12 protein-coding genes are annotated in these 15,387 nt (G+C 55.1%); 4 read left to right on the top strand and 8 right to left on the bottom strand.

Translation table 11 applies throughout. The features are described 5' to 3' along the window. Positions 1-6 precede the first annotated feature (6 nt). From ACVOLI_RS04470 to ACVOLI_RS04450, 5 genes are all read right to left on the bottom strand, one after another. The gene (locus tag ACVOLI_RS04470; RefSeq protein WP_481533689.1) at positions 7-732 is read right to left on the bottom strand and encodes a MobA/MobL family protein; all 726 of its coding nucleotides are present in this window, start codon (positions 730-732) and stop codon (positions 7-9) included. A 251-nt stretch (positions 733-983) separates the two neighbouring features. Beyond that, positions 984-1,619 (bottom strand): hypothetical protein, encoded by a 636-nt coding sequence (locus ACVOLI_RS04465; protein WP_481533688.1) that lies wholly within the window; start codon positions 1,617-1,619, stop codon positions 984-986. 154 nt (positions 1,620-1,773) lie between these two features. Further along, entirely contained in the window at positions 1,774-2,028 is a 255-nt protein-coding gene (locus tag ACVOLI_RS04460; RefSeq protein WP_481533687.1) for a hypothetical protein, read from the bottom strand. A 2-nt stretch (positions 2,029-2,030) separates the two neighbouring features. Beyond that, positions 2,031-2,219, bottom strand: a complete 189-nt coding sequence (locus tag ACVOLI_RS04455; protein ID WP_481533686.1) for a hypothetical protein — start codon at positions 2,217-2,219, stop codon at positions 2,031-2,033. 48 nt (positions 2,220-2,267) lie between these two features. After that, positions 2,268-2,954 (bottom strand): J domain-containing protein, encoded by a 687-nt coding sequence (locus tag ACVOLI_RS04450; protein ID WP_481533685.1) that lies wholly within the window; start codon positions 2,952-2,954, stop codon positions 2,268-2,270. Positions 2,955-3,088: 134 nt separating this feature from the next. Between ACVOLI_RS04450 and ACVOLI_RS04445 the strand changes: the two genes are divergently transcribed. After that, on the top strand, positions 3,089-3,502 hold the full coding sequence (locus ACVOLI_RS04445) for a helix-turn-helix domain-containing protein (RefSeq protein ID WP_481533684.1): 414 nt from the start codon (positions 3,089-3,091) through the stop codon (positions 3,500-3,502). 301 nt (positions 3,503-3,803) lie between these two features. Here the strand turns inward: ACVOLI_RS04445 and ACVOLI_RS04440 are convergent, their stop codons facing one another. Further along, complete coding sequence (locus tag ACVOLI_RS04440; RefSeq protein ID WP_481533683.1) at positions 3,804-4,298, bottom strand: JAB domain-containing protein; 495 nt, start codon at positions 4,296-4,298, stop codon at positions 3,804-3,806. Then, on the bottom strand, positions 4,295-5,251 hold the full coding sequence (locus ACVOLI_RS04435; RefSeq protein WP_481533682.1) for a DUF932 domain-containing protein: 957 nt from the start codon (positions 5,249-5,251) through the stop codon (positions 4,295-4,297). Before ACVOLI_RS04435 ends, ACVOLI_RS04440 begins: the two co-directional genes overlap by 4 nt. A 540-nt stretch (positions 5,252-5,791) precedes the next feature. Here ACVOLI_RS04435 and ACVOLI_RS04430 point away from each other — a divergent pair. The 3 genes from ACVOLI_RS04430 to ACVOLI_RS04420 all read left to right on the top strand — a co-directional run bounded on the left by ACVOLI_RS04430 (position 5,792) and on the right by ACVOLI_RS04420 (position 11,325). Continuing rightward, positions 5,792-6,790 (top strand): FRG domain-containing protein, encoded by a 999-nt coding sequence (locus ACVOLI_RS04430; RefSeq protein ID WP_481533681.1) that lies wholly within the window; start codon positions 5,792-5,794, stop codon positions 6,788-6,790. 1,143 nt (positions 6,791-7,933) lie between these two features. Continuing rightward, the gene (locus tag ACVOLI_RS04425; protein WP_481533680.1) at positions 7,934-9,739 is read left to right on the top strand and encodes a hypothetical protein; all 1,806 of its coding nucleotides are present in this window, start codon (positions 7,934-7,936) and stop codon (positions 9,737-9,739) included. Then, positions 9,736-11,325 (top strand): DUF2357 domain-containing protein, encoded by a 1,590-nt coding sequence (locus ACVOLI_RS04420; RefSeq protein WP_481533679.1) that lies wholly within the window; start codon positions 9,736-9,738, stop codon positions 11,323-11,325. Before ACVOLI_RS04425 ends, ACVOLI_RS04420 begins: the two co-directional genes overlap by 4 nt. On the opposite strand, the gene ACVOLI_RS04415 is transcribed toward ACVOLI_RS04420, so the two are convergent. Beyond that, the gene (locus ACVOLI_RS04415) at positions 11,299-15,180 is read right to left on the bottom strand and encodes a DNA methyltransferase (RefSeq protein WP_481533678.1); all 3,882 of its coding nucleotides are present in this window, start codon (positions 15,178-15,180) and stop codon (positions 11,299-11,301) included. The genes ACVOLI_RS04420 and ACVOLI_RS04415 overlap by 27 nt on opposite strands. Positions 15,181-15,387: the final 207 nt, after the last annotated feature.

Here is a 15,387-nt window from a genome sequence, read left to right as displayed (position 1 = left end):
AGACAATCAAAGAAAGCCTTGGCCCTGAAATGCCCGCCTTCTATCGACGTACGCCAGCCTCTCCGTTACTGACATTGCCCTGATCCGCGCGGGCCCCAAGTGACGCTCAGGGCGACGTGCGACACCCTGCTGCTCCAAGGTCCTGTGGTCGAGCACCCCCTCATAGCCGTGCCGTTCCAGATGGCGATTTAGCACAGCAGCCACATTGCATCGCAATGCAATCAATCTGTCACGCAACTGCACACGGGTCATTCCGCCGCCATCTTTCCTACACCCACCTGCATCAGGCCGTACACCGTTGTATCGCCGGAACATCTGACGCTCATCCCGTTCGATATCGTCTGGCAACCGATCCGAAACCATCAGATGCATGTGCGTATTGACCCTGCCATCGAGTGAAGCCTGGGGCTCATGCACCGCGAACTGATATGGTTTGGATCCCGCCAGCAGTCTGACAAGGTCCTCCACCAAGTCGCGGAGACCCGCTGCACCGAGTTCATTTGGAAGCGCGACGATCATTTCTCGATACGCGCTTCCGTTCTCCCTCTCGTGCGCATCAGCAGCTTTCCATACCTTTACTGGATCGCCATCTGCCCAGAAAGGCAAGTTCCCGCTACCGGTCAGCACCAAATCGTCTCGTCCTCGAAACTTACCCTGTCTGGCTATGTAAAGGCTGTGCGGTGCCGCCCTGCCCTTCCCACCAGTCTTCACCTCGAAATGAAACGTCGCCATATGAAGCTTCTCTCTCTTAAAAAAAAGAAAAGGCCACCCACGCTAGCGGGTGACCTCTTTGGAGCGGCTCAAACATTGCCGCACCAGGTTGTTAGAGAGAAACGGTAAGTGCGCAGTCCCTTCTTTACCTCCCCTTCTATTGCACGTTAGGCATCTGAAGGAGGATTGATTGGCTTCTCACGTCTATCCGGCATCTCTCATACCTTATGCATGTTTGTGTAGAAATTCACAGAAAGCATCATGTTCTTCCATCAAAGAGCTTGAGCAGTGCCGTCATCCTCGGGATAGATCTCCAGCCACTTCCCATCTTTGAGCAGGTAGTCCACTTCGTACTCAGCCGTCGGGCAACACATGGCATCGCCTTCCCCCTGCCCTAGCTTCTTCATCTTCACCATTCCATCGCCGTAGGATATGCCCTGCACCTCCTCTCCGTAGCCCGACACCGGCGTGGAATAGATGAACTTCAACTTTCCGCTCTCACTGAGGAATGCAGCCAGGTGCGTGGAGTAGGCATTGCTTCCGCCTCCTCCCTCCAGTACGAAAAGCACAGCGCGGTCCTCGACACCATCACCGTTCAGATCACCCTTCACGATCTTGCGCGCACCAATATTCTCTTCGTCGTGCCCGTTCATCGCTGCCTGCGGAGCAAGCGCTTCATTGATTGCCGCTTCATTCTCTGCCTCTGACGCCACGGGAGCTTCTACGGGAGCGGTCGCAGAGACAGGTGTACAACGCACCGCCTGAACCTGTTCCGTTGTCAGTCCTGCAGGAACCTTGCATCCCGCCAGGTTGATATCGCCTTCGCGCGAAAGAGTCTCTGCCTTGGTGCAAGCCGACAGTGCTATGACTGAGAATGCTGCAGCAGCGAGCAATCCTTTGATTTTCATTGATGATCCTTCGAAGCCCGTGAGGGCATTGGTTGATATAACGTGAGATGCCTTTCAGCATCTGCACATCTGGTTGAAGCGACTCTGAAAGTTGATTAGCTCTCCAGGTAAGTACCGGGACCATGGACCCCCTGTACTTACCAGGAAGCTAAGCTCATCGACACTGACTGGCAGCAACCTGTACTTGCTCGGCAAAGCCCATTGGTGGATAGCCGCGCTCATCTATGGCGACCAATCCCTTTTCGCCGTAGTGCGCCTGCAACTTGTCTATCGCGCAGGAGCACTGGGCTTTCGGAGCACCACTACTCATGCAGCTATCGATAAACTCGCCACGGACTTTGTCCAGATCGCTCTTGCAACCACTGAGTGACACCACGAGTATTGACAGAAGCAACGTTCTTACCAGCATGCTTACCGCCTCCTTACGAGCGCCAGTACGGCGATGATCACAACGATCCAGATCACGCCACTGACCAGCTTCCCGATTGACGGAAACATGACAGCGGGCCAGACCAATGCTTGGCCTAGGTTGTAGAAGAACCCCTTGTACGCGTAGCGGCCCCAGATATCGAAGCAGATCGCAGCGATGAGTACGGTCACGCCGTACACGCCTATCAAGTACCTCATGTGTTTCCTCGTTGGTTGGAGTTAGTGGATTTGTTTCAGATGCTCACTGACGGCCTCGAACAGCAGTCGCAGGTCATCTGGGTTGGGGATGCTCAAGCTGATGAACGGCTCGCCATGGATCCGTACGTGGGCGCCGTGGGCCGTGATCTGGGCTAGGCAGCCCAGCAGGCGGATATCCACCGATTCGAACTTGGCCTTGCCCCGGATCTGGGCCTCGGTGATCAGCACGCCTTCCCTGGCACCACCGAATACCGTGTCGTCGATGAGCACGACTATGTCTTGGGCTCGCAGTCCTTCCCCGTAGCTGTCCAGAGCGCCCAGGAGCTTCTTCCTGGGGATGTGGGGAGCCACGAACACGCGCTCGAAGGGCTCGTTACTAAACTCGAGCCCTTCTAGTGCCTCTCGAAGTGAGCTAAGCGGCGGAGGCTCTGGGGCCCTGGCTCGCTCCGTTCGGGGACTCGGATCAGCTGGCCTCGCCGACGCTTGGGTACGGTCGAAGCGCTCGCGTTGGTCCGGGTCCTTTAGGACGGCGTAGGCCTTGTTGACGGCCTGCATCTTGGCCGTTGCCCATGCCACGGACGCCTCGTCCCCCGCAGCGTAGCGGTCAGGGTGGTACTGGCTTCGTCGGCCCTTGTATGCCAGTTCTATTTCCCAGAGCGGTGCCTCGGGGCGTACCCCAAGGACTTCGTAGTGGTTTTCCTCGCTCATTCCCCTGCTCCATGTCCGTAGGGCTTCTCGGCATTGATCCTCAATGGAGATAGACCTATAACTGTTAGTTAAAGTCTGCCACAGGAACGGAGCTTCCGTCATGCTCGATAACCGCCTCAGATCTGTTCCTCTCGGTGCCCAAGTCCAAAATCCACGCCTTTTTTGCTGCCAGGCTTATCCAAGCCCGTCAGATGCGTGGTTTCAGTCAACGCTCCTTGGGCGACAGGATGGGCATGGGGAAGGAACGAGGCGCGGTGCGTATTAATCGCTACGAGCATCAAGTAACTGCGATCGGCTTCGAAAGCCTTGAAACAATGGCCGAAGTGCTAGAGGTGCCTGCGTCTTACCTGCTCGCTGAAAGCGCGCGAATGGCTGACGCGATCCTGGCACTCTCGCAAGCTGACGAGAGTCAGCTCAATACCCTAGCGGACCTGATTCCTGCACTAGTGAGCAACCCTGAGCTTTTGGAAAAGCTTCAGGAGGTGATGAACCTCCCGAAGACAGAACAAGCCAAGTCGTTGAACGCCCTTAAAAGCAGCAGCGACTAAGGGGCATCTCACTCCCGAATGCAGGGTGGCGAAAAATAGGCGCTGTTAATTCGGCACGCCTATGTTTCATCGCCGAGCTCCATTCGTCGCGCTTTAACTAAATACTCCCCCGCTTTCATACGAAGCCTGCAAGCTACCTCTCTCACTTTGGCTCGCTGACGCCAGCCTGTCGAGTACGCCGTTCTTTCGATTTCCCGGGCCTGTCGGTCCAGGTCAGCTGCTTTGGCACGAGCTATTGCCGCCCTCGCCGATGACCAGGACGTCTCCGTTTCCTTCATGCTGTTCTCCTAGTATCCGGGCCTTATATCTGTCCGAGCTGAGCCATCGAGGTACCTTGGCTGGCCGACACCACAAGATGGTCGACGACCCTCACCTCCACCATCGCCAGTACTTCCTTCAATCGCCCGGTGATGGCTCGATCCGCTTCTGACGGCACGCAATGCCCACTTGGGTGGTTGTGAGCTAGCAGGACCGCCGCCGCATTCAGTGCCAAGGCACGTTGGACGACAATCCGCGGATGGATCTCAGCCCCGTCTATGGAACCTGAGAACAACCGTTCTACGGCGATCAGGCGGTTACGCGCATCGAGGAACGCCACCTCGAAGTGCTCGCGGATTTCATTGCCTAGACGCAGACGGAAGAACCTGCCGGCAACATCCGGATCTCCCAATAGAAGGCCACTGACCATTGCTCTGCTCTCTAGGATTTCCAATGCCTGAGAGAGGACGGAGCTGTCACGTTCGTTCAAGCCGCCAGGTAGCTCTTCCAGGCGTTGCTTCTGCAGCAAGACGTTCATGCGGCTTCCCCTAACAATTCCTTCCAAGCCTTCTGCTTTAGCAATGCCCCTTGGCCGAACCAGGCCGCATCCAAGCGGTTCTCCGTACTCTGCGCCCGCCGATGATGGTCCACGAACTCGGTGATGCTGTTGAGCAAGCCGAACGCGGTGCCCTTGCTGGTCTTCAAGCTAGCACCCCTACCCTGCCCGTCATACAGCGCCCGCACCTTGGCAACAGCCTGCTCATTCACGACTGCCTTCCCATTCTGAGCAGCCGGATACGTGAGCAAATTCCGCAGAACCCAATCGACCGAATCAGGGTTCACAGGTGTCTCACAGAGGATCCGCATCCGCTCCACGAAGCCATGCCAGCCCTCAACGGCGATACCCAACTGGCTTTTGACCCTGTCAGCATCGAAGGCACTGCGGTGCGGGACCTTGATGGCTCCGGTTCGATCCCCAACAGCGATCTGCAGGGTGTTGTTACACACCACGCGAACTGAGGTGAGCTGGGCGGTGGTAGCCAGCGTTCCGTCACAGGCCGTAGCCAGAAGAAGGTAGCCATTGACCTGATCCTGGCCCTTCAGGGCCACACCCTGTCCAGTACGGGCCAATGCCCAGAACTTCCGTCCGCCGCGAAGAACCCCAGCGGTTTCCAGCTCAAAGCCGCTGTGCCGTGTCAGGTCGCGGTAGAACTCCAGGATCTCCCGCGGCTGGACTACCTGATAGCGCTTGGACACCACGGCCAACGGTCGCTTGGTGTCAGAGCGATAAAGCACCTTCTGCCCGGGGAACGCCCGAACGAGATACTGATCTTCGGCCGCGGCGGCGAATCGCACTTCGGCTTCCTCCAAGGACCAGTTCATGCCGGCGCGCTCGCGCCATACTTCAATGGACTGCCCTGGAGCCAGCTGACTTCCGATGCCATGCCATGGGACTTGGCCTGCATAGGCCATGGTTTCAACGTGATGCATCTCGATCTCCTTTCTTAGACGGCATAGCGCACAAGGCCCGGACAATGCCGGGCCTTGCGGGTCTATCTAGATTGTTGATTTAGTCGTAGGAATCGCGACCGAACTGGTCGGGGCGGGTGAACGAACAACGGGCTACCGCCGACAAGATGGCCGCGGCCACAATGAAGACGCAGTAGAGGAACTCGGATTTATCTTTCATACCTAATACTCGGAGCGATACGCCAATGCGCGGCGCACACGCAAAGCAGGGGGATCCTGCTTCATCGTAGTACTAAGGGTCTGAAATAAGTTCCAATCAATGCGACACCTCGAAACAATCCCCAAGAGGAAAAAACACGCCTCGTAACCTCCTGAATCTTCCTGATCCCGACCCGAGCACAAGATCACTAACGCACGGCCAGCACCGGACTGCCTGACAATAATTGACGCGATTGAGCGGAGCATTAGAATCGATCTGTATCTCCGTAAAGCGATGAGCACAGTGTCCGCGGAGTTGAGAATCCTCGACTCCAAGAGCGAATTCTTCATAATGGAAGCGCAATGAAAGAAGGAAATACAGGTACAGCAAACGGTCCGACGCTGATCAAGATTGAGAGCGTGGCTACCTTCGTTAAACAGGTCCAGGCGCTAGTTCAGCGCGAAGATGGTCCCGTCTGGATGCGAGGCCAATCTCAGGCAGCCCACAGGCTATTGCCATCTGTCTTGCGGGATACAATCCCATTGATTGGAGCGCGGGGTGAGCCACTAGCTGGCAACGAGATCCTCCGAGCTAGGGGTGTCGTCGACACGGGGCCGAGCCCAGAACGAATGCTTGAAGATTTCAAGCGTAGAGCAATACCATTCCTTTCAACCACGCCTCGTAACGACTTCGAGTGGCTGTTCCTTATGCAGCACCATGGAGTCCCTACTCGCCTACTCGATTGGACCTCAAATGCTCTGGTTGCTTTGTACTTCGCAGTCGACGGCGTGCTTAGCGGAGCACCGAATCAACCGGTTCCAGACGGTCCCGACGACCCAATTCAAGAGTTTGCACCTAACTCTGCCGCTGTGTTCCTAATGAATCCCGAGAAGATCAATGCAGTATTACATGAGGGCGTAACTACACCCGTGGACGTCGCGCAGAACTACGAGACTTGGCGACCATACACCAGGCCCATGAATGCTTCAGACGAGATCAGCACATACGCCCCAATCTGTATTTTTTCACCTCAGATCTCACCAAGAATCCGCGCCCAAGCCGGTCTTTTCTCGCTACATGGGACAAACTTGGATCCGCTCGACTACTACCAATGCACCCGACCATTGATCACCAAGATAATTATCCCCAATGATGCGGCGATCAGAATCCGCCAAGAACTTCATGTCTTGGGCGTCACCCCGTCCTTTGTATTTCCTGACCTCGACGGCGTCGCACGCGAGGTGAAGGAGAACGAGCTTCGGGCCTTCGGCAGAGAGCGCAGAGTCTATCTGGCGGGCCAGACCAAGCTCGCCAAAGAAGCTCGGAACGTGCAGCGGAAGCGGAAGCGAAGCGGGCAATGAGATTATCCAAGGAGCGACTAACACCCGACAGGCTCCTTGCTGAAGATGCCTTGCGACGGTTCCGCATTATCTAGTACATCTCCATATCAATGCACGGGGACCAAACCTGCGTCGCCAACTCTAGCCAGGGTTGGCTGGGCTCAGCACAGAAGAGCGGAGTCCCTTACCGTCCAAAAGATTCGTCCTATGCGCCCAAAAGAAAGTAAATCCAACCAGAAGCCATCCACCTCTAAATGGGCGACTATCATGATGGGAAGCATAGGCGACGACCTTGCATCTCTGAACAAAGCAGACAGGCACACGAGCCGCTCTGAATTTTTCGCAGACTCGTAGCGACCCAATGCGGAAGGGCACTTGAGCGTGGAGAGAAAATCAGCAGAGTCCTAATCGTTCTGAATCCGCTGCTGATCGCAGCCAGCTATCAGCAGAGTGGAAAGCTTCCGAATCGACGAAAGCGGCTACGCAGGCGTTCCGGCTGTACGCGGTGGTGCCTGCGCTGCTCGAGCCAAGGCGCTCTCGACCGCCTGCTTACAAGTCTCCAGTGTGCGGTGAAAGGGGAGAGCCCAGCGGCACTCACCGACCTGGCCCGGACCGCGCGCACCTCGCGCCGGCAAAATTTGCCAGAAGCGCCGGGACTCCTCGCGCATTTCGCAGCCTCCAAGTGCCTACAAGCGCTCGCCACACCGAGCATCAGCAAGGATGCTGCCTTGGGCTACACTGAGGCGTCAGTTAACGTTTGCGAAGCCCCGCAGGGGAGCATGGGATCATTTTTTTCGAGAAGAACTTGGTTCTGCGCAACCTGGCCGTTTGACCTAAGTGGCGTTTCGACTATGCTCTGAGCAACCTTGCCGCTACTGGCCAATTGCGATCAATCAGAACCAGAGGCAGAAGACCTCCATCCGCCTTGTCATTACTTTTGACAACTTGCAGCGTGAGCCCCTCCTCAAGACTGGCCCCACAAGGATTGACTTTTCTCTGTGCCCGACAATCTGGTGGGAAGGGCGAAAAGAGGGTAGTTCCATCCCATCGCGGCGGAACTTCACGGCAAACAGCCACTTATTGGAGCCTCGGAGCATTTACCTGAGCTTAGAGATTTGAGAATATCGATCGCCCCATACCGATACCCAACACAAGAATCCGAAGATGGCTCTGTCAATACAAGACCTGAAGGAGATGACCAGCGGCTTCGCCTCCGAGGGATACAAGTGCATCATGCAACCTGGAGCACCGCAAAATCCGGTCAGATTCGAATGGAAAGATAACGATGGCACGGTCAGAAAATTTCGACTCTGGGTATACGAGGTAACCCACGGAGGCGGCTTCCGAGCTGACGAAGAATATCGAATCCAGATCACAAACGCCCCATCCAAAGCCGAAGGCATGGACTACGACGGAGCCACTGACCTCATCTTGGGTTACTCCCCTGGACGTCGGGTTCTCGTAGCTTATGACCGGCGCTGGCTCGAAAAGCGAATGGAGAAGGGCGAAGGCTCGCCCTCTGTGCAACTCAAGGAAAAGGATATCCAAGCAGCTCTCGTTGAGGGGATGCACCACCTCACAAAGAGCAGCGCGTTTGGGACCGCCGACATCGTTACTCTAAAACCAGAGCTATTCCCGGAGTACCTTAGATATCATCAAGCCCTGCTCAAAGGCTCGATGAAAACTGCCGCCATGACTACGACCGCCGAAAGCACCAATGATTCTCTTTGGCGGTTCTGCTTGAACCGAGGCTTCTATTTCGACCCCGACCTGCTTGCCAGGTATGTCGCATCGCTGGCAGCGAAACCCTTTGTCATCCTTGCTGGCGTAAGCGGCACCGGCAAATCAAAAATGGCTGAACTCGTAGCAGAGTTCTATTCGACAACCAGTGCTGAAGCGAAGGCCACTACATCGGCGACACAAGATGTTCCTTCAGGCCACGCCTTTGCCTTTGTCCCCAGCAAAGGCGCACCGGATCCTTCCCGATTCGCTTTGGTGCCCGTACGGCCTGATTGGATAGATAACCAGTCCATCATGGGCTTCGTGAACCCGATCACCGGCAAGTACGAATCGACTCAAGCTCTCGACCTCATGCTGCGTGCATCCAGAGTCCTGGAAGAAGCCACCAATAAGGTCGCAGCGGATCGCTTCTTCATGCTGCTCGATGAAATGAATCTTGCTCGTATCGAGCACTATTTCAGCGACTGGCTTGCCTGTGCTGAAAGCCGACGCTACCAGCCGGATGGGAGCATCAGTCAGCAGCCGATCTCGTTGCATCGGCAACCCGCCGCCACCGCAACCATCATCGGCCCAGGTGATACCGCTACGGAAGTGAGCGTTCCCAGTTCTTTAGAGATCCCCATAAATTTCATCGTTACCGGCACGGTCAATGTGGATGAAACAACCTTCGGGTTTAGCCCTAAGGTGCTCGATCGCTCAATGGTGATCGAGTTCAACGACGTAGACCTGGAAGGCGTCCGAAACGGTGTCGCTTCTGGAGCAACACCCGCCTACCGCTACCCCACCACACTTCCCGCATTCAGCCTTGCGACGACTGCCAACTTCAAAGCACTTCCTCAAGACACTCACGATCATCTGGTAGCTATCAACAGGATTCTCGAAAGGGCTCAACTCCACTTTGGCTACCGCTCCGCCGCCGAGATCAGCCTCTTCATGCAGATCTACAACAGCATTCTTCCGGAAGATGCCAATGACACGGCCATGCTGAGAGCTTTGGATGGCGCACTCCTGCAGAAGGTACTCCCGCGCATTCAGGGCAATCGTGCTCGTCTGGAAGGAACCCTTTGTTCGCTGCTGTGGTACTTCCGTGAACTTACACAACCAAGCCCCGGTCAAGATGTCCAAGCGATCAAGTCCAACGATGCTGCGAAATTGCCCATGTCATACAAGCGTGGTTTCGAGATGCTCGACAGGCTGCGGGGTTTCGGCTTCGTAAGTTTCTTCAAGTGACCAAGGTTGCTTTCCACTACCGCGCCAAGCGCGACATCGAGGCACGCGCGGCTTGCGTAGGCGACTTATTAAGTCTTGATGAGAACGTGGAATACGTCATTGAACTAGCGCATCCTCCATCGCCTGCTGAGATTGGCGATCTGGTAGAGGTCGGCTACGAACCCATTAGCGAAAGAATTGGCGTCTTGGCCTTTAAGAACTTCGTCGGAATGGCCCGCCTAGCCGGTGTACGACTGCAAGTAGCTTCGACTAAGTTGGGCGATGACGGAATTTCGGGACTCTTAGAACAGGTTTCGCAGCTTTCCTCCAGTTTGGTCTTCGGCTGGCGATCCCCTACATGGTTTGCGGCTAATGCCTCCGGGGAGCAACGCTCCCCAATCCCTTACCATCAGCTACAGTTTCTGCGCGAGGCCATCCTCCGACTGCCTCCCGGAGAGCGATTGCAAGACTACTTCGAAGCTGTGGAACGGAACCCGACGCGGCATTTTGTACTGGAACGCCCCGTCGTCCCCGTAGAGAGAGCACGCAACTTCGACGCGCGGTCGGTGACCAACATATTCAATCATCCTGAGAGGCTAGTCACGGTCCATAGCCATGATGCGATGAATGGAAATCCGCTGGCAGTGGCCCTTGGGATTGGGCATCCTCCGGTGGAGCACTTCCCGACCCAAGTTTCAGTGCCATCTCGGCGATTATCCTACGACACCCCCGAGAACCGCTTTATCAAGCACTTCTTGGCGGACTGCCTGACTGTCGTATACAGATTTTTGGATGAGAAAGCCCTTCATTGGCAGATGCGGGCTGACTGCAGGGAGATGGCAACGATCCTCGAGTCCGCCAGCAGAGCGCTGTTTCTTTCTGATGTGGGTATTCTTTCATCCTTTGCGGGACCTACCCAAGCGCTCGCTAAAGCGGAGGGATACAAGGACCTTCTCGGAGTTTGGATAGCATTGGGAGCCCATCAATCTTTACCAACGTCCGAAAGAGCAATACAGCGGCTGTTGCAAGGCAAGGATGTTGCCCTGCTGTATGAGTACTGGGTATTTCTCAAAGTGCTTCAGTCGGTCTCTGCAGCATCTGGGCTCATGAACGGCCCGGTCTCGATATCTCGCAATGACATGGGTGAAGGATTAGACCGCGGCTTACAGGTCCAACTATCACCAAGCATCGCTGTCGCATTCAACCCGTCGTATACACGAACAGCAGGTACTGCCTATTCGACCCCACTCAGACCTGACGTTGTCGTCACATTGGGTAGTCTTCGTCATGCGTTTGACGCGAAGTATCGACTGAATTGGCTAAGCTCGCTGGAAGACACCCAAGATGATGAAGCAACATTCGTCCGTGCGGATATATACAAAATGCACACCTATCGAGACGCGATATCGAATATGCAATCTTCATTTGTAGTTTACCCAGGCACCGAGTTCGTCTTCTTCGAACGCGATAAGGAGCGAAGAAACTCGCCTGACGAGATCGAGACGTTTGACGGAGTCGGCGCCATTCCGGCGAGGCCGGATGGCGCAGAGTCTTTGATTCTCACGGACCTAATGCGATCACTACTCGATAAGAGCAACCTTCTTTGAAGCGCGCTTTTTCTTCGATACATTTTCCAGCACATCTCGCACCTGTGAAAAATCCACAAATACACTCGCGGCAGTCGAAGCCAAACGACGCATAACTTCTGCGTGTATCCCTTGCACGCCACGGACAGCAAATCTTTTGTCAGCCGCAAGCTCTGAGACCATAGCTTGCAGATCGAAATCCTTAATAGCTTTTGAAGTGACGACCTTTGCTTTCTCCGGCTTGCGAAGGTTCATCACCACGTCAAAATGAGCAACATCCTCCTGCCCATTGCGCCCTTTATATCCCTTGTGACTCTGCTGCTTTCGATCTAATGAGGCGGCTTCATGGAACTCAAATCCAGCCTCCTTTGCTGCGCTCTGAAGAGCAGCCCAGACCCGGCCATCTGTGTTGTGGAATACCACAGTAGCCCATCCTCCTGGCTTTAAGACTCGCGCAATCTCTCGCATGGCGGCGGTCATCAATGACTCGTAACGATCAAGGGTTTTTCCGCCCGCAGATACCGTCAGCGATTTGTTTACCACTGCCTCGCTCGTCGGATCGGTAATGCGACCCAACCAAGATTCCCAAATGAGATTACAGTCCGCATAGAAGAGATTTGAGCCAAAAGGCGGATCAGTGAAAACGTAATCAATGCTGCTATTTTGTATCTTCGAAAGATCAGTCGCGCTTCCGTTCAGGACGAAGGGCATTTTTTCAGCCTTCGGCTGGTAGGCTGTGTAGTATTTCTTCAGCTGGGCAATCTTGTTTCGCATAACCTCTAGAACGTTGCACTCTGACGATAGCTGCGGAATGTACAACGTCCCGGTGAGTGGCCGCTGCCCACCACGTGCATTGTAGCGTCGCATGCGCGTGCCATGCCAGGCGGTATTCGTGAAAGCAAAAGCCATCGCCAAACGCTTGCGTTTATCGCCTATCTCGCTGATGGCCCTCCAAATTAACGACAGCGCCAGCAGATTTCTGTCAGTGTAGAAATCTGCCACTTCACCAATATTCTTGTTCTGGAGAGCGCAGCGGATATACATTTCACGGTCGGGACCGATATGGACGTCCGGAAACCAGTCGCAAATATCCGCTCGCGAGAACGCTAACGCCTTAGTGACGTCTTTTTTCTCAGCCCTACGTTCGAAGCGCTTGCCATCTGCCGTTTCATAAGCAAGCCACACAGGCACTGAATCAATAGTTGGGAGATTTCTCCTCGAGATCTCATCCCCACAGAGGGGGCAAGCAATGGACGCGCCCATTCGCCCCTCTGAATGATCGACTGCATCCCAAAGCGCAAACTTCTTGCCGCAGTGCGGACATTTGTGCCGGGTACTCCACATGGTCCAGTGCAATACAGCCGGATTTCTATTGACATCCTCCGTCCCGTAGATATCAAGCATTCGCCGACCGACCTTTTCCTCAATCTCGGCAAAGGCATTTTCCAAATCGACTGGCTTGCACGGATGCGTGTGATTCCATGCCATGTGCACAGCAGCAGGTGACAGATCATTTAGGATGGCCATTCGTCCTGACAGTGCAGCGGCAACTCCCGTCATGCCCGAGCCACAGAACGGATCAAGGATTAAATCCCCTGGCTTGGTGAAATGCTCGATGAACGGAATGATCGCCTCTGGAGGAACCTTAGTGTGGTAACTATGCGCCGTGTACAGCGCACTGTTGCGCCCTCCGGGCACTAACGGCGTAGTCGGCGGTCTCTTTGGTGCGACGCTCAACTTCGCCATCGGCAAACTGTTTTTGCCTGATAGATACTCTTTAACGGTATCCCGCTTGCCCCTAGCTTCCAAGGTTTCCAAACTCCACTTACCCTTTACTAATTTGGCGCCAAGCCGGGAGCACCGTTCGGCAATTTTTGGCATAGTCACGCCCGACAAGCTGTACTTCCTGGCCAAAAGCGTCTGAATGACCGAGGAATAAATATCATCGATACGCCTACCACCGCTACTCAATGCTGCCTTTACCGTGCCATCAATGAAGGCTGACGTCGCGATATCGCCTGCACCCAGCTTAGAGGGCCTCGCGGGGCTTCGCATTGTGATCAGTAGATCAAGCGTCGTGACGTTCTCTTTCCCAGTCAAGCCTTTGACGCCTTTTATTGACGGCTGCCCCTTGTCAAGGATGTGCACACTTTCAGTTTCTAGCTTAGATGCAGCCATCGCCTTCTGAACCTCAATCCAAACCTGATCATCTGAGTTCGAGAAAGCTAGCACAGCATATCCGCCTGGCTTCAAAACTCGGGCCACTTCTGCAAAAGCCCTCGACATCAACTGGCCATAATCGTCCAGCGTCTTTCCACCACCCACCCGGCCTCGACTACGGTTAATAACGATCTCTTCGGTGTTGTCTGTCAGATCACCGAGCCATGACTCCCACAGCAAGGAACTGTCGGCATAGAAAATGTTGGACCCAAATGGAGGATCCATGAAGACCATAGAAACCGAACCATCCTGTAAACAGGAGAGGTCTGTCGCAGATCTATTCATTACCTGCACGGTCGCACTGGCAGCCGGAAAGCGTTCGAAGTATCGCCGGACGTCGGCCGCTTTACGGCGGAACAAGCTCCACACATTCCACTCGTATCGCAATGAGGAGATGTAAAGCGTGCCCGACATTACGTTTGTCGGCCGCTTTGCGTTCCATTGATAGCGCCGCGATGCGCGATTCACACATGCAGTAAAGGCAAACATGAGGGCTTCCCTCAGGCGCCCTTCGGATGTGGAAACAATTGCGTGCCGTAGTGCTGCGAGTGCATGCAGATTGCGACGCGTGAAAAAGTTACTAACGTCATTGATTCCCATGGAGGCATGCGATGCACGCCACATCTCTCGGTCTGGCCCGAATGGAACCTGTGGTATCCAGTATGGGATCGGGGCCGCGTTGGCCTCCTCAATCAGTTCGAGTTCATCCTGTGTCGGTTCGTGCGTAGAAATGCGGGTTCCGCCCGTCGAGTAGTGGGTCCGCACCGGCTGTTCACTCAGCCAAAGCAGATCAGCCTTGCGCAAATAAGATTCGCAATGCGGGCACGTTAGGCCCTGCGCGTCAGTTCCACCTGCGATATGCACCACGTCCCAGTAAAGAATGTCCTTCTGACACTCACTGCACTGAAATACGTCACTCCAAGTCGTGTACTCAACGGTATTTTCAGGTTGTTTTATAGGGCGATAGAGCCAACGCATCGTCGGCTCAACTTGCCTGGCGACAGCCTCTAAGGCACGCTCAAACTCCTTGGGATCACACCGCTTTGTGTAGTTCCGGGAGATGTGGACAGCTGCGGGCGACAGATCGGAAAGAATCGCGTTCCGCCCTTCTGCGAGCGCCGCGACACCGGTCATTCCTGATCCAGAGAACGGGTCCAGAATCCAGTCACCTGGCTTCGTGAGGGCCCTGATAAAGGGCTTGATCGCCTCCGGTGGAACTTTGGTGTGGTAGCTATGCGCTCGGTATTCCGCCGTGCTCTTGCTTACTTCCACGCGGTCTGGGATACCCGCCAGGGAGAACACCCCTTCCTCGTGGAGTGAAACAGGGGGTAGCGCCTGAAGAGGCCGGTCGGGGTAAAAGAGAGCGCGCTGCTCGTATCGCTGCCGCACAGAAGCCGTGACCTCAGCCGCGTCTGCGGAAATAGCCCGCCTTACGTCAAGCGGCAGACGCCCGGAACTTAGCAGCAACAAGTCGACTGGAAGCCCTAGGACGGGAGAGAGCGCCTCTGCCTGCTCCTCGGTTAGAGGGCGCTCATCCGATTCAACGTAGCTCATAAAGGACTTAGTAACCCCAAGTCGATCGCCAAGATCGTCTAAGGAAAGACCAAGGGACTTACGCCGCGCTTTGATCGCCGCTCCAGCAGACCAGGAATTCATAGTTGCTCTTCGGCACCTTAAGATAGATACAAGCAGGAATGTTAACAATTATTGTCAACCACTTCTAGTGGCCGCTGGTCGGGGGACGGGCAGAGGGCTCATTGCATGATGACTGGAAAGCACGAGCCAAACGCCGAGCCAAGATCTAGCCAATTCGTCACGGCTTTCAGTCCAGGCACAGCCTCCTAGCATCAAGGCGACGCGGGG

The organism is Stenotrophomonas sp. STEN029, from assembly GCF_056760015.1.
The sequence above is the reverse complement of the archived record's forward strand: the minus strand, read 5'-3'. Positions and strand labels throughout refer to the sequence as shown.